The 18963-nt window shown below is 67.3% G+C and carries 22 protein-coding genes and 2 tRNA genes; 17 read left to right on the plus strand and 7 right to left on the minus strand.

Annotation, left to right across the window (positions count from 1 at the left end; all coding sequences use genetic code 11):
• Nucleotides 1–141: 141 nt before the first annotated feature.
• The 3 genes from AC1DYU_RS13295 (at nucleotide 142) to AC1DYU_RS13305 (ending at nucleotide 1933) form a co-directional block, all read left to right on the plus strand.
• A complete protein-coding gene (locus tag AC1DYU_RS13295; protein ID WP_158482398.1) occupies nucleotides 142–744 on the plus strand; it encodes a CarD family transcriptional regulator in 603 nt (200 codons plus the stop codon).
• Nucleotides 745–876: 132 nt separating this feature from the next.
• Nucleotides 877–1620, plus strand: coding sequence for a Crp/Fnr family transcriptional regulator (locus AC1DYU_RS13300; RefSeq protein ID WP_476792026.1), 744 nt, complete (start codon nucleotides 877–879; stop codon nucleotides 1618–1620).
• Between the two features lie 34 nt (nucleotides 1621–1654).
• Nucleotides 1655–1933 (plus strand): DUF6894 family protein, encoded by a 279-nt coding sequence (locus AC1DYU_RS13305; RefSeq protein ID WP_158482396.1) that lies wholly within the window; start codon nucleotides 1655–1657, stop codon nucleotides 1931–1933.
• Nucleotides 1934–1989: 56 nt separating this feature from the next.
• On the opposite strand, the gene AC1DYU_RS13310 is transcribed toward AC1DYU_RS13305, so the two are convergent.
• Nucleotides 1990–2325 carry a hypothetical protein gene (locus AC1DYU_RS13310; protein ID WP_476792027.1) on the minus strand — a complete coding sequence of 112 codons (336 nt, stop codon included), beginning with the start codon at nucleotides 2323–2325 and terminating at the stop codon, nucleotides 1990–1992.
• Between the two features lie 320 nt (nucleotides 2326–2645).
• On the opposite strand from AC1DYU_RS13310, the gene AC1DYU_RS13315 reads away from it, so the two are divergent.
• Together AC1DYU_RS13315 and AC1DYU_RS13320 are read left to right on the plus strand one after the other, a co-directional pair.
• A complete protein-coding gene (locus AC1DYU_RS13315) occupies nucleotides 2646–2903 on the plus strand; it encodes a hypothetical protein (RefSeq protein ID WP_158482394.1) in 258 nt (85 codons plus the stop codon).
• Nucleotides 2904–2981: 78 nt separating this feature from the next.
• Nucleotides 2982–3620 (plus strand): hypothetical protein, encoded by a 639-nt coding sequence (locus AC1DYU_RS13320; protein WP_476792028.1) that lies wholly within the window; start codon nucleotides 2982–2984, stop codon nucleotides 3618–3620.
• A 69-nt stretch (nucleotides 3621–3689) separates the two neighbouring features.
• On the opposite strand, the gene AC1DYU_RS13325 is transcribed toward AC1DYU_RS13320, so the two are convergent.
• A tRNA-Arg gene (locus tag AC1DYU_RS13325) sits at nucleotides 3690–3766 on the minus strand.
• A 28-nt stretch (nucleotides 3767–3794) separates the two neighbouring features.
• Between AC1DYU_RS13325 and AC1DYU_RS13330 the strand changes: the two genes are divergently transcribed.
• The 3 genes from AC1DYU_RS13330 to AC1DYU_RS13340 all read left to right on the plus strand — a co-directional run bounded on the left by AC1DYU_RS13330 (nucleotide 3795) and on the right by AC1DYU_RS13340 (nucleotide 7138).
• Nucleotides 3795–4613: a hypothetical protein gene (locus tag AC1DYU_RS13330; protein WP_476792029.1), complete on the plus strand. Its 819-nt coding sequence runs from the start codon at nucleotides 3795–3797 to the stop codon at nucleotides 4611–4613.
• Nucleotides 4614–4638: 25 nt separating this feature from the next.
• Nucleotides 4639–6114, plus strand: coding sequence for a M48 family metalloprotease (locus AC1DYU_RS13335; protein ID WP_476792030.1), 1476 nt, complete (start codon nucleotides 4639–4641; stop codon nucleotides 6112–6114).
• Nucleotides 6115–6268: 154 nt separating this feature from the next.
• The gene (locus AC1DYU_RS13340) at nucleotides 6269–7138 is read left to right on the plus strand and encodes a dienelactone hydrolase family protein (protein WP_476792031.1); all 870 of its coding nucleotides are present in this window, start codon (nucleotides 6269–6271) and stop codon (nucleotides 7136–7138) included.
• A 181-nt stretch (nucleotides 7139–7319) separates the two neighbouring features.
• Here the strand turns inward: AC1DYU_RS13340 and AC1DYU_RS13345 are convergent.
• Nucleotides 7320–7396: transfer RNA gene (locus AC1DYU_RS13345), tRNA-Arg, on the minus strand.
• A gap of 174 nt (nucleotides 7397–7570) precedes the next feature.
• The gene (gene hisE / locus AC1DYU_RS13350; RefSeq protein ID WP_476792032.1) at nucleotides 7571–7945 is read right to left on the minus strand and encodes a phosphoribosyl-ATP diphosphatase; all 375 of its coding nucleotides are present in this window, start codon (nucleotides 7943–7945) and stop codon (nucleotides 7571–7573) included.
• A 142-nt stretch (nucleotides 7946–8087) separates the two neighbouring features.
• Here hisE and AC1DYU_RS13355 point away from each other — a divergent pair, with 142 nt between their 5' ends.
• Nucleotides 8088–8447 (plus strand): MarR family winged helix-turn-helix transcriptional regulator, encoded by a 360-nt coding sequence (locus AC1DYU_RS13355; protein WP_476792033.1) that lies wholly within the window; start codon nucleotides 8088–8090, stop codon nucleotides 8445–8447.
• Nucleotides 8448–8497: 50 nt separating this feature from the next.
• Entirely contained in the window at nucleotides 8498–9820 is a 1323-nt protein-coding gene (locus AC1DYU_RS13360) for an MFS transporter (RefSeq protein ID WP_476792034.1), read from the plus strand.
• A gap of 40 nt (nucleotides 9821–9860) precedes the next feature.
• On the opposite strand, the gene AC1DYU_RS13365 is transcribed toward AC1DYU_RS13360, so the two are convergent.
• Nucleotides 9861–11681 carry an ABC transporter ATP-binding protein gene (locus AC1DYU_RS13365; RefSeq protein ID WP_476792035.1) on the minus strand — a complete coding sequence of 607 codons (1821 nt, stop codon included), beginning with the start codon at nucleotides 11679–11681 and terminating at the stop codon, nucleotides 9861–9863.
• A gap of 136 nt (nucleotides 11682–11817) precedes the next feature.
• Here AC1DYU_RS13365 and AC1DYU_RS13370 point away from each other — a divergent pair, with 136 nt between their 5' ends.
• A complete protein-coding gene (locus AC1DYU_RS13370; RefSeq protein ID WP_158482563.1) occupies nucleotides 11818–12954 on the plus strand; it encodes a DSD1 family PLP-dependent enzyme in 1137 nt (378 codons plus the stop codon).
• Nucleotides 12955–12964: 10 nt separating this feature from the next.
• Nucleotides 12965–13756 (plus strand): hypothetical protein, encoded by a 792-nt coding sequence (locus AC1DYU_RS13375; RefSeq protein ID WP_476792036.1) that lies wholly within the window; start codon nucleotides 12965–12967, stop codon nucleotides 13754–13756.
• Between the two features lie 4 nt (nucleotides 13757–13760).
• Here the strand turns inward: AC1DYU_RS13375 and AC1DYU_RS13380 are convergent, their stop codons facing one another.
• On the minus strand, nucleotides 13761–14651 hold the full coding sequence (locus tag AC1DYU_RS13380; protein ID WP_476792037.1) for a substrate-binding domain-containing protein: 891 nt from the start codon (nucleotides 14649–14651) through the stop codon (nucleotides 13761–13763).
• 78 nt (nucleotides 14652–14729) lie between these two features.
• On the opposite strand from AC1DYU_RS13380, the gene AC1DYU_RS13385 reads away from it, so the two are divergent.
• Genes AC1DYU_RS13385 through tsaA form a run of 5 tightly spaced genes read left to right on the plus strand, consistent with a single transcriptional unit; the run spans nucleotide 14730 to nucleotide 18422 of the window.
• A complete protein-coding gene (locus tag AC1DYU_RS13385; RefSeq protein ID WP_476792038.1) occupies nucleotides 14730–15455 on the plus strand; it encodes an ABC transporter permease in 726 nt (241 codons plus the stop codon).
• The gene (locus AC1DYU_RS13390; RefSeq protein WP_476792039.1) at nucleotides 15448–16170 is read left to right on the plus strand and encodes an ATP-binding cassette domain-containing protein; all 723 of its coding nucleotides are present in this window, start codon (nucleotides 15448–15450) and stop codon (nucleotides 16168–16170) included. Before AC1DYU_RS13385 ends, AC1DYU_RS13390 begins: the two co-directional genes overlap by 8 nt.
• Nucleotides 16171–16222: 52 nt before the next feature.
• Nucleotides 16223–17101, plus strand: a complete 879-nt coding sequence (locus AC1DYU_RS13395) for an ABC transporter substrate-binding protein (protein WP_476792040.1) — start codon at nucleotides 16223–16225, stop codon at nucleotides 17099–17101.
• Between the two features lie 4 nt (nucleotides 17102–17105).
• Entirely contained in the window at nucleotides 17106–17927 is an 822-nt protein-coding gene (locus AC1DYU_RS13400; RefSeq protein ID WP_476792041.1) for a molybdate ABC transporter substrate-binding protein, read from the plus strand.
• A 12-nt stretch (nucleotides 17928–17939) separates the two neighbouring features.
• Nucleotides 17940–18422 carry a tRNA (N6-threonylcarbamoyladenosine(37)-N6)-methyltransferase TrmO gene (gene tsaA, locus AC1DYU_RS13405; RefSeq protein WP_476792042.1) on the plus strand — a complete coding sequence of 161 codons (483 nt, stop codon included), beginning with the start codon at nucleotides 17940–17942 and terminating at the stop codon, nucleotides 18420–18422.
• A gap of 9 nt (nucleotides 18423–18431) precedes the next feature.
• Here tsaA and AC1DYU_RS13410 read toward each other — a convergent pair whose 3' ends face one another.
• Nucleotides 18432–18953: a hypothetical protein gene (locus AC1DYU_RS13410; protein ID WP_476792043.1), complete on the minus strand. Its 522-nt coding sequence runs from the start codon at nucleotides 18951–18953 to the stop codon at nucleotides 18432–18434.
• Between the last annotated feature and the right edge of the window lie 10 nt (nucleotides 18954–18963).

Consider the following 18963-nt stretch of genomic DNA (forward strand, 5'->3'; position numbering starts at 1 on the left):
GTTGCACAGAAGGACGATCGGCTGAGGGAGCATGAGCGGCGGGCCGACCCGCCGGCGTCAGGCAAAGTGTCTCCGGTCATCCGGCCGGAGATTGAGAAGTGCGAGCCCGCGTCAAGCGGTCCGGTCAGGAGTCGTAACGGCATGTCCACGGTGAAGAAAGCTGTTATGCGCCAGGGGTTCAAGACGGGTGAATTCGTCGTGTATCCGTCCCATGGCGTCGGTCAGATCACGGCGATCGAGGAGCAGGAAGTTGCGGGCTTCAAGCTCGAACTCTTCGTCGTCAGCTTTGCCAAGGACAAGATGACGCTGCGCGTTCCCACCGCCAAGGCCGCCAGCGTCGGCCTGCGCAAGCTTGCCGATGCCGAGAGCGTCACCAAGGCCCTGACCACGCTGACCGGCCGCGCCCGCGTCAAGCGCACGATGTGGTCGCGCCGCGCCCAGGAGTACGAGGCGAAGATCAATTCGGGCGATCTCGTCGCCATCGCCGAGGTCGTCCGCGACCTCTATCGCTCCGAGGCCCAGCCCGAGCAGTCTTACTCCGAGCGTCAGCTCTACGAGGCGGCTGTCGATCGTATGACCCGCGAGATCGCGGTCGTCGACGACGTCACCGAGACCGAAGCGCTGAAGAAGATCGAGGGCCAACTCGCCAAGTCGCCACGCCGTCCCGGCAAGGGCGAAGTCGTCGAGGCCGCCGAGGGCGAAGCCGAGAGCGACAACGACGACATCCAGGAAGAGGCCGCCTGATCGCGGCATCGCCGTCCAGACGAACCAGAACCCGGCGGGCAACCGCCGGGTTCTGCCGTTTCAGGGCTGCCTGGCCTGCTCGGCCTTTGCGGTCATTGGGAACGATGCCCGTCACGCGGCGTTGGATGACGGATGCCTCAAGACGTCACCGTACCGAAATTGCAGTTCCTCGTGCGCTCGCTGGCGCTTCGCGACGAGGTCACTCCGGAAGAGCAGGCTCTCATCGAGGGCATGACGATGCGCCGGAGGCTGCTGCGCAAGGGCGAGGAGCTGGTCGCCCAGCATTCCCATCCCTCGGAGAGCTGCATCGTCCTGAGCGGCTTTACCGCTCGTGAAGTCCTTCTCGACGACGGCAAGCGTCAGATCACCGCGCTTCATATTCCCGGAGATTTCGTCGATCTGCATGCATTCCTGCTGAAAGTCATGGACCATAGCGTCGTGGCGCTCACGGATTGCGAGGCGGCCTATGTCCCGCATCGCGAGTTGTTGCGTGTGATCGAGCGGTCGGCTCATTTGGGTCGTCTGCTTTGGCTGTCAACCGTGATCGATGGCGCCATCCAGCGGGCCTGGATCACCTCCAGCGGGCGTCGTGCAGCGACCGCTCATCTCGGTCATCTGATCTGCGAACTCTATCTTCGCCTGCATGCGGTCGATCTGGCGCGGGATGGAAGCTTTGCTTTTCCCGTCACCCAGGTCGAACTGGCCGACGCGCTCGGATTCTCCCTTGTGCATGCCAATCGAACGCTTCAGGAGCTTCGCGCCACCGGCTTCGTCAGATGGAAAGGCAGCACCATCACCATCGTCGATTTCGACGGGCTGGCTGCGCTCTCACAGTTCGATCCGACTTATCTCAACCTGGTCAAGTTGCCACGCTGACGGAACCGACCCCCTTGCAGGAGATTGCTGCGAGATGCCCCGCTATTTCATCGACAGCTCCGACGGCAATTTCTCCCATATCGACAGCGAGGGCGTCGAGTTGACCGGCGCTGCGGACGCCCGCCATCTCGCGCTCGACGCTCTTCCCGATATGGTGCGGGAGGTTCTGCCAGATGGCGACAGCCGCGAATTCGCCGTCTGCGTGCGCGATGAACTGGGCAAGGTGATCTACAGCGCCAGCCTCACCCTGGCAGGTGGCTGGCGCGAAGACGGCAAGGCCGAGCCCCAGGATGGACCTCTGCTCGACCTGTGATGGGTTTCGCCGACGCGCGTCCTCGCTGCCGCACTCTCTGCGATCGTTTGCGAGACCTATGACGATTGCTCGGGTCCATGGACCGCAGCGCCGCCCCAGGCACCTCCCGAAGCCGGCAACTGCGCGAGAATGCTGGGAACATGATGTCCGTTCTGCGCGATGGTCCCGACGAATGTCGCACCGCTCGCCGTCTGATGGGTGATCAGTGTCGTCAGCGTCAGCCCGTCCTGGCAGACCAGTCGAATACTTCCGGCGAGCAACGCCTGATCGACGCTGATCAGATCCCCGATCACATGACCGTTGCGAACACCGTCCGCGCCCGGCATGGCGAGCTTGTATTTGATCTCGAGGCGGCTGCCATTTCCAAAGATCATGATGCCTTGATGCGTCATATCGAATGCTTTCAAGGTCCGTCCTTTGCCTGACGGACGAGGGCCAGCAATGAACGCTTGCCTTCGTGGGCGGTACGCGGCGACAGGCCAGCGACCGCTTCCCTCGATCAAGAAAATTTGCCATCGAGGGCGCCTCGAAATCTGCGAGGCATGGTCCAACCATACGGCAATCACGCCTTGGCGCCCAGCAAAAACCAATTGTGTCAGTGGGTTAGGCTGCTCATTCGAGGGCGCTTGCTCGCAATGACAGGATTGAGACGTTGGAACAAATGAGTAAGTGGCGCGTCTTCATCATTCAGATGGAAGGTGAGGCAAAGGCGATGTCCGAGAAGACGATCAAGGGCAACGATCTGACGAGAGGCGAACGCCTGCAGGTCATGCTCGACGATGAAGAACTCCAGGCCCTGGACGATTTCCGGTTTTCAAACCGGATGCCCAGCCGCGCCTCCGCCGTGCGGGAGTTGCTCAGGCGTGGCCTGCAGGGCGTTGGATATGCGATTCATCCCGGCGCGAAGTCCGGCTCCTACGGCGTGATGAATGGCGCGCGCGATGGCAAGGAGCCGTCCGACTGCGCTTGAGCGCCCACCGGCTGCCGACCAGGACGAAACATGCTTAGATGCGCAGACATCGCCCCGCTATCGCCGAAGTGGACCGCAATGCCTGCCGCAACCAGATTCCGTGCTGTCTTGGCCTGTCTTGCGATCGTTTTGTCGGTGCCCGCTGATGCACAGCCTGCGAACGACGTGCTGGAATGCTCCGGGCCCTTTCGAAGGGACGCGGATGAAGCGGCTCTCATCCATGCCTTTGGCGCCGGGAATGTCGTGCGCGATGACATCGACATCGGCGAAATGACGACCGAACCCGGGGCCGTTATTTTCCCGAAGGACGCGAAGCGCCGCATCGAGGTGCTATGGCACGACATCGACGAGCGACGGCAGCCACGCTCGATAACGGTGCGGGAAGGGTCGACATGGACGTTCGCCGCGATGTTTCCGGATCAGCGCCGCATCACGGTCGGCACGCCGCTGGCCCAGCTCGAGGCGATCAACGGCAGGCCTTTCCTCATCAACGGCTTCGGCTGGGATCTCGGCGGGTACGCTGTCGATTGGAAAGGCGGAGCGCTGGCCAGAACCGGCAGCGCCTGCCGCCTGACGATCCGCTTCGATCCAGAGCCAAAGACCAGAGACCAAGCCCCTAGAAATGCCTCGGGCGGCCGACGCTTCCCATCGTCGAGCCCGGTCATGCGGGCGGTCAAGCCGATCGTCTCGTCAATCGCGCTGGAATGGCCGCAGTAGGACGGCGAAAGGTCCGGAGGACAAACCGGGCAGTGAACCGTTCTTCAACCCGTTGATATTGAAAATGAATGGCGTCCCGGAAGGGATTCGAACCCCTGACCTACGGTTTAGGAAACCGTTGCTCTATCCTGCTGAGCTACCGGGACGCGCGGCAAACCGTGTAGCATAATCGCCATGCCGGTGAAGCCTCTTCTTGCTGCTTTCCTCGTCCTGCCGCTCCTCGCCGGGGCGGCCCCAGCCAACGATGCCTGTTCCGAGCTTGCCCCGGACAGCCCGACGGTTCGGCTCGCTGGGCTGGACGACGCCGGCGACCCGGTCCTCGTCGATGGGCGGCGGCTGCGCCTCGTCGGCCTTGCGCCGCGCCAGGACGATGCCGAGGCAGCGCGATTCTCGGCCGGTATCGCTGCCTGGCGCGACCGCGACCTGAAGCTCGTCCTGCTCGGCGGAGCCGACCGCTGGGGGCGCCTTCCGGCGCGGCTTTACGTCCCGGCAGGCGAGACGGATACAGCGCCCCGCGAACTCGGCCCGGTCCTGCTGGGCGAGGGCGTGGCGGCTCCCCTGCCGGAAGCTCGACCCGCGAGTTGTAGCGGCGGCGCCCGCACCTCACGGTCGCGGGCAAAGCCGGCCAAGGCGCCCGCGATAGCAAGGGCACCAGCCATTGCAGCCATTCCCGCTGTGACGGGGACGGAAGCCGCCATCGACGGTCATGATATCGCCGTGCTCAAGTCGCATGAGGGGCGTCTCGTGCTGCTGGAGGGGCGCATCGCCTCCGTCGGCGAGCGCGCGCAACGGACCTATCTGAATTTTTCGCGCCGGCGTGGGGAGGCCGCGTCGATCGTGCTGTCGAAGACGCTCTGGCGCGAGATGCAGGATGCCGGCTGGACCGCGATCGGGCTCGGCGGTAAACGCTTGCGGGCGCGTGGCGTCCTCTCCGGGCGGGACGGCCTGCTTCTCGACGTGACATCGAAGCTCGCCCTGGAATTGATCGACTGACGGAATGCTGGCGTTCTGGCGAGACGTGTCCCTCCTCCCTTGGCTGATGTGCCGCAAGCGGCTGGCTGCGCTCGCGCTTCCCGCGCTGCTGCTCGTCGCCTGCACCGGCGACCAGAGCGTGCTGCTGCCGCCGCAGCGCCCGGCCGATGGCGAACTCGCGCCGCGCGTCGGCACGGTCCAGCGTGCCTCCGACAGCGAGCACTTGCGACTGCTCTCGGCCTTCGGTGGCGAATTTCGGGCGCCCAAGGCGCGGGCCGTGCTGGACGAGGTCGTGCAGCGGCTGGCGAAGGCCGGCGAGGGGCAGATCGGCTCCTATGAGATCACCATCCTGAACTCGCCGGCGGTGAACGCCTTCGCGCTGCCCAATGGCCGGCTCTACGTCACGCGCGGCCTGCTGGTGCTGGCCAACGACACCGCCGAGATCGCCTCCGTGCTTGCCCATGAGATCGCGCATGTCACCGCCCAGCATGCGGTCGAGCGGGCCGAGCGCGAGCTCGAATCGGCGCTGGTCAGCCAGGTCGTCTCACAGGTTCTGAAGGATCCGGCGCAGGGTGCCGCGGTGCAGGCCGGCTCGAAGCTGTCGCTCGCAAAGTTCTCACGGCAGCAGGAACTGACCGCCGACCAGATCAGCGTGCGCAACATCTCGCGCGCCGGCTACGACCCCTATGGCGCCGGGCGCTTCCTCGCCGCGCTCGGGCGCAACACCGCCTTCCGCAACAGCAGCCAGAACCAGAGCGCCGACGACAAGCGCCTCGACATCCTGTCGAGCCATCCGCAGACGCCCGAGCGCATCGCGGCCGTCACCGCCGCCGCGCGCCAGATCGGTGCGCCCGGCATCGGCGAGCGCGATGGCCCGCGCTGGCTGCAGGCGATCGACGGCATCGCCTATGGCGATGACCCGCGTGACGGGGTGGTGCGCGGGCGCAACTATCTCAACAGCGCGCTCCGCATCGGCTTTTCCGCGCCCGAAGGCTTCGGGCTGGAGGCGGCGCGCGACATGGTGATCGGCGTTAGCGGCAATGGCAGCCAGGCGCTGCGCTTCGATTCCGTCACGCTGAAGGCCGACCAGACGCTGCAATCCTATGTCGCGGCCGGCTGGATCGACGGCGTTGAGACCACCGTCGTCGAGACGCTCGACATCGCCGGCCAGCCGGCAGTGATTGCCGTCGGCAAGGGCACGGACTGGACCTTCCGCCTTGCTGCCGTGCAGGCCGGCAACCGCGTCTACCGCTTCATTTTGGCGGCGCGCGGCGGCGGCGATCCGGAGCGGCCGATGCGCGCGCTGCTCTCCAGCTTTCGCGTGATGAGCACGGAAGAGGCGCAGTCGGTCAGGCCGATGCAGGTGCGCACCGTGGCAGCCGCCGCCGGCGATACGCCTGCGACGATGGCGGCGCGAATGCCGGAGCAGGACCGCGCCCAGGAGCTGTTCATGGTGCTCAACGGCATCGAGCGCGGTGGCGCCCTGACGCCCGGCCAACGCTACAAGATCGTCGCGGAATAGCGCGTCAGGCCCGCCACAGGGCGTGATTTTCACGAAGCCGCGATGAGCGGCGCCGACCCCTCCGCCAGCGATCGCAGGCGCTAGGATGGCTCCGCTCCCCGAGGAACGAGGGGAACGTCAACCTTGGTCTGCAACGCCCACGCTGGAGGTCACCATGGCGCTCGATCGCCGGATCGTCGAACTCTACGACGAATACACCCATAAGCCGCTGGACCGTCGCGTCTTCTTCAACCGCCTGCTCACTTTGGCCGGCTCGGCGGCCGCAGCCGAGGCGGCGCTGGCCCTGCTCGAGCCGAATTATGCCCATGCCCAGCAGGTCGCGCCCGACGATGCCCGGATCACGGCGGAACGCCTCGACGTCACCATGGATGGCGTTGCGCTCAAGGGCTATCTCGTCGCGCCAAAAACAGCAGGCCGACGCGGCGGCGTCCTCGTCATCCATGAGAATCGCGGGCTCAATCCGCATATCGAGGACATCACGCGGCGAATGGCGCTGTCTGGCTTCACCGCGCTGGGCCTGGATTTCCTGACGCCGCTCGGCGGCACTCCGGCCGATCCCGACGAGGCGCGCAGCCTGTTCCCGCGATTGCCGGCGGAGGATGTGACCCGGCAGGGCCGGGCGGCACTGAAGCTCCTGGCTTCGCGGCCCGATGCGACAGGCAAGACCGGCGCGATCGGCTTCTGCTGGGGCGGCGGCGCGGTCAACGATCTTGCGGTCGCAGCGCCCGAACTCGCGGCCGGCGTCGTGTTCTATGGGCGCTCGCCCAATCTCGCGGGCGTGCCCCAGATCAAGGCGCGAATGCTGATCCAGCATGCGGCGCGCGACACGCGGCTGGTGCAGGCGCTGCCGGATTACGAGGCGGCGCTGAAGGCTGCAGGCATCCGCTATGAGGCCATCGTCTATCCGGACGTCGACCATGCCTTCCTGAACGATACCAGTGCGGAGCGCTACAACGCTGCCACCGCCAAGCAGGCCTGGGAGCGTTCGGTCGCCCTCCTCGCAGCCGAGACGGGGGCAGCGTGACGGCAGCAAGCGGAGGGACGCAGCCGCGCCGTTGGCGAAAATCGCAGCGTCGAGTCGGAGGAGTAGCGATCGTGCTGCTGGCGAGCACGGTAGCGACAACGCGCTCCGCTCACCAATCCGACTGCGGGGGCGCGTAGCGCGACTTCTATGGGAGACGCTAGTTCGTGGCTGGAAATAGTAGTGGCGCGCTCGGAGCGATTCGAACGCCCGACCCTCAGATTCGTAGTCTGATGCTCTATCCAGCTGAGCTACGAGCGCATATCGGCGGGCGCAGCGCTTGGCGTGGCCCCGATGTCGGCGGAAATAGCCGCTCTCCTGCGTCTTGGCAACCCTGAAACTCTCAGGGTTCGGAAAGTTTTGCCGGCGGGCGCCGCCGCCCCATGGAATGCCGGGACGACAGGCGCCGCAGTGCCGTTCCAGATGCGTGAGGGCTCAGCCTTCGACGCCGAGCAGCGTCCGGCGCCCCGGCGCCGGACGTGCCCCCGGCTTGCCCCGGGTCTTCGGCAGCTTCTCGGCGATACCGTAAAGCTGCTCGCGACGATCCATCTCGCGCCAGACATCCTCCGGCGCGATGCCGATCTCGCTCCACAGCACCACGAGATTGTAGATCAGGTCGGCGCTTTCGAGGATGGTGCGGCGGCGGTCGCCCTGGACGGCTTCGAGCCCGACCTCGAACGCCTCCTCCGCCAGCTTCTTGGCCATCTTCGGCAGGCCCTCGCTCACCAGCCGCGCCGTTCGGGACAATGCGGGGTCGCGCGAGCGTGCGGCAAGCACGGCAGTATGGAGCCGGAGGATCGAATCAGCCATCGCTGGAGAATCCGCGCGACTGATGAGGGTTTCATGACAGCGTCGGACGATTCTCGCTGCAGGGGCGCTTGCAAAGATCGAGACGCGGGCATATACCCGCATCATGAGTGGCCCCTGTTATTGCACCGTTCTTCGCGCAGCCATGCGCCGAATCGCAGCGTCTTATGACGCCGCACTGGAGCCCGTTGGCGTCAACATCGCGCAGTTCAGCCTGCTCAGAACGGTGAGACGCGCTGCGCCGGTGACTCTGACGGAACTCGCACGTCTGACCGAACTCGATCGCTCGACGATCGGGCGCAATGTCAGGGTGCTGGAGCGCATGGGCCACCTTGCCGTGGGACGCGGCAAGGACCAGCGCGAGGCTACGGTTTCGCTGACCGAGGTCGGAACGCGCGCGCTGGACGAGGGCGCCCCGCTCTGGGAGGGAGTCCAGGGCCAGATCGAGGCCCGGCTCGGCCCCGATCATGCCGAAAGCCTGCGCGCCGCATTGAACGTCCTCTGACCGTTTCTTTTTCGCAGATATGCGGGCAGATACCCGCAAAGGAGATCGCCATGTCCTCGCTTGCCGCCCCCGCCGGCCCCTCCCCCGGACTTCCCGCCGCCATGGCGCGGCGCGGCTGGCATTATGGCTGGGTCGTCGCCGCCGTGACCTTCCTCACCATGCTGGTGACGGCAGGTGCGGTCGGAGCGCCCGGCGTGCTGATCGGCCCGCTGCAGCGCGAGTTCGGCTGGGCAACCGCCGACATCTCCTCGGCGCTCGCCGTGCGCCTCCTGCTGTTTGGGCTGATGGGCCCCTTCGCTGCCGCCTTCATGAACCGCTTCGGCGTTCGCCGCGTCGCCAGCACGGCGCTCTGCCTGATTGCGGCCGGCATCCTCGGCTCCTTCGTGATGACGCAACTCTGGCATCTGGTGCTGCTCTGGGGCGTCGTCGTCGGCTTCGGCACCGGCCTGACCGCCATGGTCCTGGGCGCCACCGTCGCGACGCGCTGGTTCTCGACGCGGCGCGGCCTCGTGCTCGGCTTGCTGACCGCAAGCAGTGCGACGGGACAGCTCGTCTTCCTGCCGCTGCTGGCTTCGCTGACCGACCGCTTCGGCTGGCGCAGCGCGCTCATCGTCGTGCTCGTCATGCTGATCGTCGCGGCGCTCGCCGTGCTCGTGCTGATGCGTGACCGGCCGGCCGATGTCGGACTCGCGCCCTATGGCGGCGACGCGATCGTGCCCGCACCCGTGCAGCAAGGCGGAATAGGCGCCATGCTGATGTCGCCGCTGCTGGCCCTGCGCGACGCCTCGCGCACGCACACCTTCTGGGTGCTGTTCGGTACGTTCTTCGTCTGCGGCGCCAGCACAAACGGCCTCGTCCAGACGCATTTCATCTCGCTTTGCGGCGATTTCGGCATGGCGGCGGTGACGGCGGCCGGCGTGCTCGCGATGATCGGCATCTTCGATTTCGCCGGGACGGTCGGGTCGGGCTGGCTCTCGGACCGCTATGACAGCCGCTGGCTGCTGTTCTGGTATTACGGCCTGCGCGGGCTCTCGCTGCTCTATCTGCCCTTCACCGACTTCACCTTCTACGGGCTGTCGCTGTTTGCGGTGTTCTACGGCCTCGACTGGATCGCGACCGTGCCGCCGACGATCAAGATCGCGGCCGACCGTTTCGGCGACAAGTCCAACCTCGTCTTCGGCTGGATCTTCGCCGGGCACCAGCTCGGCGCGGCCTTCGCCGCCTATGGCGCCGGCTTCAGCCGCACGGTCTATGAAAGCTACCTGCCGGCCTTCTTCATCGCCGGCGCGCTCTGCCTGTTCGCAGCCGCCTTCTCGATCACGCTGCGCGGAACGGCGATGCCGGCCCGTGCGGCCAAGGCTGCGGCGGCCTGAGACAGTGCGAGGCGCTTCACGTCAGAAGCCGCGAAGCGCCTCAGCTTTCGACGAATTGTAGCCGGTGCAGCCTTGCATACGAGCCGTCGCGCGCCAGCAGCGCCTCGTGGCTGCCGGTCTCGACGATCTTGCCCTCTTCGAGCACGACGATGAGATCGGCCTCGCGCACGGTCGAGAGCCGGTGGGCGATGACGAGCGTGGTGCGGTTCTTCATCAGCCGGGCCAGCGCCTGCTGCACCAGTCGCTCGGATTCGGTGTCGAGCGCGCTCGTCGCCTCGTCGAGCAGCAGGATCGGCGCGTCCTTGAGGATGGCACGCGCGATCGCGATGCGCTGGCGCTCGCCGCCCGAGAGCTTCTGGCCGCGCTCGCCAACGGATGAGTCGTAGCCCTCCGGCATCGCCATGATGAAGTCATGCGCGGCGGCGTCCTTGGCGGCTGCGACGATCTCCTCGTCACTGGCGCCCGGCCGGCCGAAGGCGATGTTGGCGCGCACCGTGTCGTCGAACAGCACGACGTCCTGGCTGACCACCCCGACCTGCGCGCGTAGCGAAGCGAGCGTCAGGTCGCGCAGATCCTGCCCGTCGATCTCGACCCGGCCTTCGCTGGGATCATAGAGGCGCGGCACCAGCGCCAGCAGCGTCGACTTGCCCGAACCCGAACGGCCGACCAGCGCTGTCGTCTTGCCACCCGCCGCGACGAGATCGATGCCTTCGAGCGCACGCGCATCGTCGCGATAGCGGAAGCGCACTTGCCGGAAGGCGACCTCGCCCGCGCCGACCTGCAACGGCCTGGCATCAGGCCGCTCGGTGATCAGCGGCAACTCGTCGAGCAGCGCGTAGTAGCGCTTCAGCGAGGCGCCGGCCTCCTGGACGATGGCGTTGAGATTGCCGAGCGAGCGCAGCGGCTGCGCCGCCAGCAGCAGCGCCGAGACATAGCCGGTGAAATCGCCGACCGTCGAGCCGCCCGAGGTGATGCGCACGCCGATCGCCGCCAGCACGCCCGCCACCGCCATGCCGCCGGCAACCTCGAGCAGCGGGTCGAGCCGGCCGCGCGCATTGGCGGCCTTCATCTTGAGGGCGCGGATGCTCTCGAAGGCTGCAGCAGCGCGGCGCTCGAGATACGGCTCCAGTGTATCGGTCTTGGCGGCGCGGGCGCCCTGCAGGCTCTCGGTCACCAAGCTCGCCATCTGCCCGGTCTGTTCCTGCTGCGAGGTTGCCATGCGGCGGAGTTTCCGGCCGATCTTGCCGATCGGCTGCGCCACGATCGGCGCGATCAGCACGACCACCAGCGTCATCTGCCAGTCGATCCAGAACATCGCGCCGACGAGCGCGATCGCGGTGAGCACGTCGCGCACGGCGATGTTGATCAGTCGCGTCAGCGCCTCCTTGACGAAGGTGAAGTCGGTGGTGAAGCGCTGCGTCAGCGAGGCCGGGTTCTCGCGGTGAAGCTGCGCCAGATCGGCGCGGATCAGATGCGAGTAGAGCGCGGTCTGCATGTCGGCCTCGATCCGGCTGACGACGCTGTTGGTCATCACCGTCTGGGCGAGCAGCGAGAAGCCCTTGATCGCCGTGACGATGACGACGACGATTGCGACCGCGTTGACCACGCCAATCTCGATGCCGATCGACTTCGAGACGAGGCGTTCCATCCGGCGCACGAAGCCTGTCGATTCCGCCGTCAGTGGGTCGGCGAAGGCATCGAAAGCCGCCTTGATCAATAGCGGATAGAAGCTCGTCGTCGCCGCGATCACCACCACCAGGGCCATGATCATCGCCATCTGCGGCAGATAGGCTTTGACCTGCTCGCGCCAGACGCGGAGGAGAAGCGCGAAGGTATCGTCGGTAACGCGGCCTATCTTCATGCCGCGCGACGTATCATGGAGGCGGCGGAAGCGCTACCGCAGCACGGCGTTCCCCCGGTCGCGGCCAACGGGCCTTGCCCCGGACAAGAAGCTGGCGTCCCATGGCTGCCACTGATTCAGGAAAGCGCGACAGCCCATGCCCTTGCATCCACCGGCCCAGGCCGGCCAGAGTTTTGACGAGATCGACACCCCGGCCCTGATCCTCGATCTCGACGCCTTCGAACGCAACCTCGTCACCATGGCTGCCTATACGCAGGGCCATGGCGTCAGGCTGCGGCCTCATGCCAAGACCCATAAGAGCCCGGAGATAGCGCTGCGCCAGATCGCCCATGGAGCGGTCGGCCAGTGCTGCCAGAAGGTCTCGGAGGCCGAGATTCTGGTCGAGGGCGGCGTGACCGATGTGCTCGTCAGCAACGAGATCGCGGGCGCAGCCAAGCTCGACCGCCTCGCCAAACTCGCCCGCCAGGCGAAGATCACGCTCTGCATCGACCATCTCGACGGCGTCCGCGAAGCGGCCGAAGCGGCTGCGCGTCAGGACGTGGTGCTGGATATTCTCGTCGAGATCGATGTCGGAGGGCGGCGCTGCGGCGTCGCGCCGGGCGAAACCGCCGTGCGTCTGGCCGAGGCGATCGCGCGCAGCAACACCCTGCGTTTCGGCGGGCTGCAGGCCTATCATGGCACGGCCCAGCACATGCGCTCGATCGACGAGCGCCGCGAGGCGATCGAGCGCGCAGGGCTTGGCGCGCGCAACACCGTCGAACGCCTGGCCCAGGCCGGGCTCGCCTGCGGCGTCGTCAGCGGCGCCGGCACCGGCACCTTCGAGATCGAGAGCCAGTCGGGCATCTGGAACGAGATCCAGGCCGGCTCCTATATCTTCATGGACGCCGATTATGCCCGCAACCGGCAGGCCGACGGCACGCCCTTCCGCACCTTCGAGCATGCGCTGTTCATCCTGACCGGGGTGATGAGCAAGCCGGTGCCGGACCGCGCGGTCGTCGATGCCGGCCACAAGGCGGCAGCGATCGATTCAGGCCTGCCGACGCCGTTCCGGCGCGAGGGCGTGATCTATACCAAGCCTTCCGACGAGCATGGCGTGCTGACGGGCGATCCGATCGCCCTGCCTCATCGCGGCGACAAGCTGTTGCTGGTACCGGGCCATTGCGACCCGACCGTCAATCTTCACGACTGGTATGTCTGCGTGCGCGGGCTCCATACGGCGGACGCCCATGTCGAGGCGCTCTGGCCGGTGGCGGCGCGCGGCGCCCTGACCTGACGACCCGGAATTGCTCGCCGAACTCGCTCTCTGGCTGGGCACGCCAGCCAGCCGCATGACGCGGCGACTCGGCCTGGTCACGGAGAGCGTCGCGCTGTGGGCGCGCGGCCGGCGCCAGCACAGGGCCTGGGCGGAGCACCACGAGCACTGCCGGGCGCTGGTGGCAGGCGTCGTCGCGGACCTGCCCCGACGCAGGACCGTGGCGGTGCTCGGCTCCGGCCTGCTGCGCGACATTCCCCTGTCTCTGCTCCGCGAGCGGTTCGAGCGCGTTCTACTGATCGACGCCGTCCATCTGCCGCAGGTCAGGCTCGCCGCCGCCTTTCAGCCCAACGTCAGGCTGGTGACGCGAGATCTCAGCGGGGTGCTGGGCTGGCTCGAGGGTAAGCGTGACGGCCGCGTCGATCCGGTCGCCGATCTCGTCGCCGACGTGACACTCGATCTGGTGATCTCAGCCAATCTGATGTCGCAGCTCGGCTGGCCAGTGGCGGACTGGCTCGACGACAACCCGGCGCGCGCGGCGGCTCTGCCCTCTGATCTGCCGACCCGCTGCATCGCCTGGCATCGCGACGATCTCGCGCGCTTTCCCCGCCGCGTCGTCCTGCTCACCGATGTCGAGATGGTCGAGCGCGACAGGAGCGGCACGGCCGTCGAGCACTTCGACCTGATGCGCGGAACCGTCCTGCCGCCGCAAGACGAAAGCTGGGACTGGTGCGTCGCCCCCTTCGGCGAGGCAGTGGCCGATCGCGAGACGGTCCACAGCGTCCACGGCTGGCGCGATTTCGGAGCGGCGATCAAGCGGTAGCCGTTCAGCGGTTCAGCCTGACCTCGCCGCTTCGCGACAGATCGTAACCGCCGAGTTCGGCCGCCCGCGCAGTCATCGCGCTGTCGCGCATCCAGACCAGCAGCTTCTGCGTGCCGGGTTCGAAATAGGTCCGTCGGCGCATCGCCAGATCGACATGCTCCCAGACCAGCGGCAGGAAATCGAGCCCGAAAGCGGTGGCAACGGCGCGCGAGGCGATGCCGCAATCGGCCCGGCCGGTCCGGATCGCCAGCGCCAGATCCTGTCCGGTCGCGCAGATGCCCTCGGCCAGGACCATCGCCTGCTCTGGCACGGCTTCGCGCTCGAGCAGGCTGTTCAGCAGGAGCTGCGCACCCGCCCCCTTCTGACGCCGCGCGAAGCGGGCGCGCTTCGCAACCGCCGAGGCCACGCCCGCAAGGCCCCGCGGATTGCCGGGCACGACCAGAAGTCCCTGCTCGCGCCGGGCGAAACCGATCACGACGGCATCGAACAGGCCGGCTTCCGCCCGGATAGCCGCCGGATTGGCCTCGTCGTCGTCGGGCGTGGCATGGAGATGGATCGCGGCAATGGCGACCTCGCCGCGCACCAGACGGTCGAGCCCGGCCTGCGAACCTTCTGCCAGCAGCGCGAGTCCGCAGCCGGAATCACGCACCGCCACCTCCAGCAGCGAATCCTGGCTACCGCCAATGATCGGTGGCGGGCTCGCCGGCAGCATCCCCTCGGGATGCGCCAGCCCGGCTTCGAGCCAACGGTCGAGCGCGGCGCGCGGAAATAGCCATTTGCCGCTGATCTTGGTGCAGGGCACGGCGCCGCCGGCCACCAGCTCGTAGAGCTTGCGCTCCTTGAGCCGCAGATATCCGGCTGCTTCCTCCGTCGTCAGGTAGATATGATCCTGCATGAAGCTGCGCCAATATGCGGAATTTCCGTGATTGGCCTTTTGTCGCATTGAACTCTAGAAATCGCAAGGCTTTGCAGAATGAACACAGCCGGGAGCGACAAGGCGTTGGAATTCGGAGCGATCTTCAAGGCAGCCTTCGCGCTGGTCGTCGGGCTCGACCCCGGCTTCCTGACGATCGTCGGCCTGTCGCTGCGGGTGACGCTGACCGCCGTGCTGATCGCTGCCGTGGTCGGGCTGCCGCTGGGCGCCGCGCTCGCCCTGGCGCGCTTCCCCGGCCGTTCCGCCGTCATCGTCTGCCTCAACGCGCTGATGGGCCTGCCGCCGGTCGTCGCCGGGCTCTTCGTCTTCCTGATGCTGTCGCGCTCGGGGCCGCTGGGACCGTTCGGCCTGCTCTTCACCCCGACCGCGATGATCGCAGCGCAGGTGATCCTGGTGCTGCCGATCGTCATCGCCCTGACGCGCCAGACGGTCGAGGATCTCTGGAGCGAGTATCGCGACCATCTCCGCTCGGTCGGACTCGAAGGCATCAGGGCCATCCCGACGCTGCTCTTCGACGGACGCTTCGCGCTGGCGACCGCATTGCTGGCAGGCTTCGGCCGGGCCAGCGCTGAGGTCGGCGCGGTGCTCATCGTCGGCGGCAACATCGCCGGCTATACCCGCACCATGACGACGACGATCACGCTGGAGACCTCGAAGGGCGACTTAGCCCTGGCGCTCGGCCTCGGCATCGTCCTGATCGCGTTGACGCTCGCCATCAACGCGGTGGCCTTCGGCGCCAGCCGGATCGGCGCACGTTATGCGTGATGTTGCCTCGATCCTCCCGCTCGCGGTCGACGCCGTGTCCTTCCTCGGCGATGGCCGCCGGCTGATCGACGGGCTGAGCTTCGGCGTGTCGGCCGGCGGACTGACCGTGCTGCTCGGCCCCAACGGCGCCGGCAAATCGCTGACGCTGCGGCTCTGCCACGGATTGCTGACGCCAAACGAGGGTCAAGTCCGCTGGGCCGCCGGCGCGGAGGGACGGAGCCGACGCCACGCCATGGTCTTCCAGAAGCCGATCATGCTGCGCCGCTCGGTCGAGGCCAACATCGCCCATGCACTGGCAGCCGCCGGCGTCTCCGGCAGCGAACGCCGCCAGCGCAGTGCGGCCGCCCTCGCCCGCTTCGGCCTGTCGGAGCGCGCGGCGCAGGCGGCGCGCCTGCTCTCGGGCGGCGAGCAGCAGCGCCTCGCCATCGCCCGCGCCTGGGCGCTGAGGCCCGAACTGCTCTTCCTGGACGAGCCGACCTCGCAGCTCGACCCCGCCGCGACGCGCCAGATTGAAGAGTTGCTCGCCGGTCTCGTCGCCGAGGGCATCACGGTGCTGATGTCGACCCATGATCTCGGCCAGGCCAGGCGCCTCGCCTCGCGCGTGCTCTTCCTGCATCGCGGCAAGCTCATCGAGGACGCGCCCGCGCCGTCATTCTTCGCAGGCCCCAACTCGGCGGAAGCGCGAGCCTTCCTCGCCGGCGAGCTGATCTGGTGAGCCCTGCCATGCCCAACAAGAAACCCCAAGAAAACGCCCCCAGGAGACGACCATGACCACGACCCGCCGCCTGCTGCTCGCGACTGGCTTCGGCATCAGCTTGACCGGCCTCGCCCTGGCCCAGACGACCACAGCGACCCCGCCGGCAGCCACCGCGCCTGTAGCCTCCGACAGCCGCTTCATCACCGTGTCCTCGACGACCTCGACCCAGGATTCCGGCCTGTTCGGCTATCTTCTGCCGCTGTTCAAGGCCAGGAGCGGCATTGATGTCCGCGTCGTCTCGCAAGGCACGGGTCAGGCCCTCGATACCGGCCGGCGCGGCGATGCCGACGTCGTCTTCGTCCATGCCAGGTCGCAGGAGGAAAAATTCGTCGCCGAGGGCTTCGGGCTCGAGCGCAAGCCGGTGATGTACAACGACTTCGTCCTGATCGGGCCGAAGAGCGACCCGGCCGGCATCGCCGGCACCAAGGACATCGCAGCCGCCCTCAAGGCGATCCAGGAAAAGGGCACGCCCTTCGTCTCGCGCGGCGATAAATCCGGCACCCATTCCGCCGAACTGGCGCTCTGGAAGGTCGCGGGCATCGACATCGACGCCAAGAAGGGCGCCTGGTACCGCGAGATCGGCCAGGGCATGGGCGCGGCGCTCAACACCGCCGGCGGCATGGGCGCTTATGTGCTGGCCGATCGCGGCACCTGGATCTCCTTCAAGAACCGGGGCGATCTCGTCATCGCCGTCGAGGGCGACCGGCGTCTGTTCAACCAGTACGGCGTCATCGCAGTGAACCCGGCCAAGCACCCGCATGTGAAGATCAATGACGGCCAGGCCTTCGTGAACTGGCTGGTCAGCCCGGAGGGCCAGAAGGTGATCTCCGACTACAAGATCGAGGGACAGCAGCTCTTCTTCCCGAATGCGACGCAGGCAGGCGCGTGATCTCATGCACCGCCCCCTCATCGCCGGCATCCTGCTGATGGCCGGCGCGGCAACGATGTCCGCCGCCCGCGCTCAGGAGCCGGTGCTGCTGCATTCCGCCGGCAGCCTGCGCGCCGCGCTGACCGAGGTCGCGGAGGCATTCACCGTCCAGACCAGGCTCGAGGTGAAGCCGGTCTTCGGCGCGTCGGGCCTGCTGAAGGATCGTATCGCCAGGGGCGAGGCGGCCGAGGTCTTCGCCTCGGCCGATCTCGGCAATCCGCATGCGTTGGGCCAGGCCGGGCTTGCCGGGCCGGTCGTGCTGTTCGCCCGCAACGAACTCTGCGCCTTCGCACGGCCGGAGATCGCGGTCACGCCGGAGACCCTGCTGGAGCGGATGCTCGATTCCGGCATCAAGCTCGGCACTTCGACACCGAAGGCAGACCCATCGGGCGATTACGCCTTTCAGGTCTTCGCCAGGGCCGAGGCTGTCAAGCCGGGCGCGAAAGCGGCGCTGGAGGCGAAGGCGCTGCAACTCACCGGCAGCGCGAGCAGCACGCCGGCGCCTGATGGCGCCAATGTCTATGGTTATAAGCTCGCCAAGGGCGAGGCCGACATCTTCCTCGCCTATTGCACCAACGCGGGGCCGATCGCGAAGGAGCAGCCCACTCTCAAGCTCGTCCGGCTGCCGCCTGCAATGGCCGTCGGCGCCGATTATGGTCTGACGGTGATGACCGGGGCCTCGCCAAATGCCTGGCGCTTCGCCATGTTCATCCTGTCCCGCGACGGGCAGGCGATCCTGGCAAGACACGGCTTTTCCGCGCCGACGCTGCCACGCGAGACGGGCTGACCGGAGCATCCGATGGACTGGCAGGCGACGCGACCGGGCGAGACGCGTGCGCCGCTGCCCGACCGGCAGGACGCGCATCTCGTCTTCATCGGCTGCCTGCGCACACCCTTCGCCTCGCGCGACCAGTGCCCGCGTCAGGGCGATGCCGAGGACGGCCCGATCTGCCGCGTCGAGATCGACGCGCCCTGGCACGCCGCACTGGTCGGCATCGAGGGCTTCGCGCAGCTTGATCTCCTCTACTGGATGCATCAGGCGCGACGCGACCTCGTGACGCAAACCCCGCGCGGCGGCCAGCCGCTTGGCACCTTCGCGCTGCGCTCGCCGGTCAGGCCCAATCCGATCGCGGTCTCGCGTGTCGCATTGCTCGGCGTCGAGGACGGCATCTTGCTGGTGCGCGGGCTCGACTGCCTCGACGGCACGCCGCTGCTCGACGTGAAGCCGTATCGCTGCGCGCACACGGTCCCACGACCGGAGCACCACGATAGATCGGCCTGACCGCCGCGCCTACCGGCAGAAATCCGCGCAGCCGGCTTCCCAGAACGGGGCGTCGGAGCGCGGCGCCGGCATCGACGGGCGCAGCTTGGCACCCGGCAGATCGGCCGGCGTCGGCGCGACCAGCTCCCACCAGCGATGGGCGCATTGCGAGCGGAAGGCCATCTGTTCCGAGATCGAGGTGCCCTCGCGCGCAAGCGCCTCATCGAGCGCCGTGCAGCTCAAGCGCAAAGCCGCGTCATGCGCGTCGGATGGCTCATTGGCATAGTCGTGGAAGGCTGCCGTGAAGCTTTCCATCTCGCGGGCGATATGCGGCCACTCGTGCCGATCGAGATTCCACGCGTCCATCCATTCGCGCACGACGGTCTCGACGGCTTCCGCCTTGGACTTGGCCGCGACCTTGCGCGCCGTCGTCAGCATATGGCGCATCAGCTCGGCGCGAGCGTGGATGTGGCGCGCGGATAGCGCCGCCTCGCGCATCGCGGCGATGGCGGCCTCGGCGTCCCGGCGCAAGTCCTCGACGAAATGGGGCATGGCGTATCCT

Source organism: Allobosea sp. P2_B12 (genome assembly GCF_056404835.1).

Excerpts from the sequence above, each read along its gene's own strand:
- AC1DYU_RS13295 (WP_158482398.1), top strand. The coding sequence starts at position 142 with ATGTCCACGGTGAAGAAAGCTGTTATGCGCCAGGGGTTCAAGACGGGT.
- AC1DYU_RS13300 (WP_476792026.1), top strand. The coding sequence starts at position 877 with ATGCCTCAAGACGTCACCGTACCGAAATTGCAGTTCCTCGTGCGCTCG.
- AC1DYU_RS13305 (WP_158482396.1), top strand. The coding sequence starts at position 1,655 with ATGCCCCGCTATTTCATCGACAGCTCCGACGGCAATTTCTCCCATATC.
- AC1DYU_RS13310 (WP_476792027.1), bottom strand. The coding sequence starts at position 2,325 with ATGACGCATCAAGGCATCATGATCTTTGGAAATGGCAGCCGCCTCGAG.
- AC1DYU_RS13315 (WP_158482394.1), top strand. The coding sequence starts at position 2,646 with ATGTCCGAGAAGACGATCAAGGGCAACGATCTGACGAGAGGCGAACGC.
- AC1DYU_RS13320 (WP_476792028.1), top strand. The coding sequence starts at position 2,982 with ATGCCTGCCGCAACCAGATTCCGTGCTGTCTTGGCCTGTCTTGCGATC.
- AC1DYU_RS13330 (WP_476792029.1), top strand. The coding sequence starts at position 3,795 with ATGCCGGTGAAGCCTCTTCTTGCTGCTTTCCTCGTCCTGCCGCTCCTC.
- AC1DYU_RS13340 (WP_476792031.1), top strand. The coding sequence starts at position 6,269 with ATGGCGCTCGATCGCCGGATCGTCGAACTCTACGACGAATACACCCAT.
- hisE (WP_476792032.1), bottom strand. The coding sequence starts at position 7,945 with ATGGCTGATTCGATCCTCCGGCTCCATACTGCCGTGCTTGCCGCACGC.
- AC1DYU_RS13355 (WP_476792033.1), top strand. The coding sequence starts at position 8,088 with ATGCGCCGAATCGCAGCGTCTTATGACGCCGCACTGGAGCCCGTTGGC.
- AC1DYU_RS13360 (WP_476792034.1), top strand. The coding sequence starts at position 8,498 with ATGTCCTCGCTTGCCGCCCCCGCCGGCCCCTCCCCCGGACTTCCCGCC.
- AC1DYU_RS13365 (WP_476792035.1), bottom strand. The coding sequence starts at position 11,681 with ATGAAGATAGGCCGCGTTACCGACGATACCTTCGCGCTTCTCCTCCGC.
- AC1DYU_RS13370 (WP_158482563.1), top strand. The coding sequence starts at position 11,818 with ATGCCCTTGCATCCACCGGCCCAGGCCGGCCAGAGTTTTGACGAGATC.
- AC1DYU_RS13380 (WP_476792037.1), bottom strand. The coding sequence starts at position 14,651 with ATGCAGGATCATATCTACCTGACGACGGAGGAAGCAGCCGGATATCTG.
- AC1DYU_RS13385 (WP_476792038.1), top strand. The coding sequence starts at position 14,730 with ATGAACACAGCCGGGAGCGACAAGGCGTTGGAATTCGGAGCGATCTTC.
- AC1DYU_RS13390 (WP_476792039.1), top strand. The coding sequence starts at position 15,448 with ATGCGTGATGTTGCCTCGATCCTCCCGCTCGCGGTCGACGCCGTGTCC.
- AC1DYU_RS13395 (WP_476792040.1), top strand. The coding sequence starts at position 16,223 with ATGACCACGACCCGCCGCCTGCTGCTCGCGACTGGCTTCGGCATCAGC.
- AC1DYU_RS13400 (WP_476792041.1), top strand. The coding sequence starts at position 17,106 with ATGCACCGCCCCCTCATCGCCGGCATCCTGCTGATGGCCGGCGCGGCA.
- tsaA (WP_476792042.1), top strand. The coding sequence starts at position 17,940 with ATGGACTGGCAGGCGACGCGACCGGGCGAGACGCGTGCGCCGCTGCCC.
- AC1DYU_RS13410 (WP_476792043.1), bottom strand. The coding sequence starts at position 18,953 with ATGCCCCATTTCGTCGAGGACTTGCGCCGGGACGCCGAGGCCGCCATC.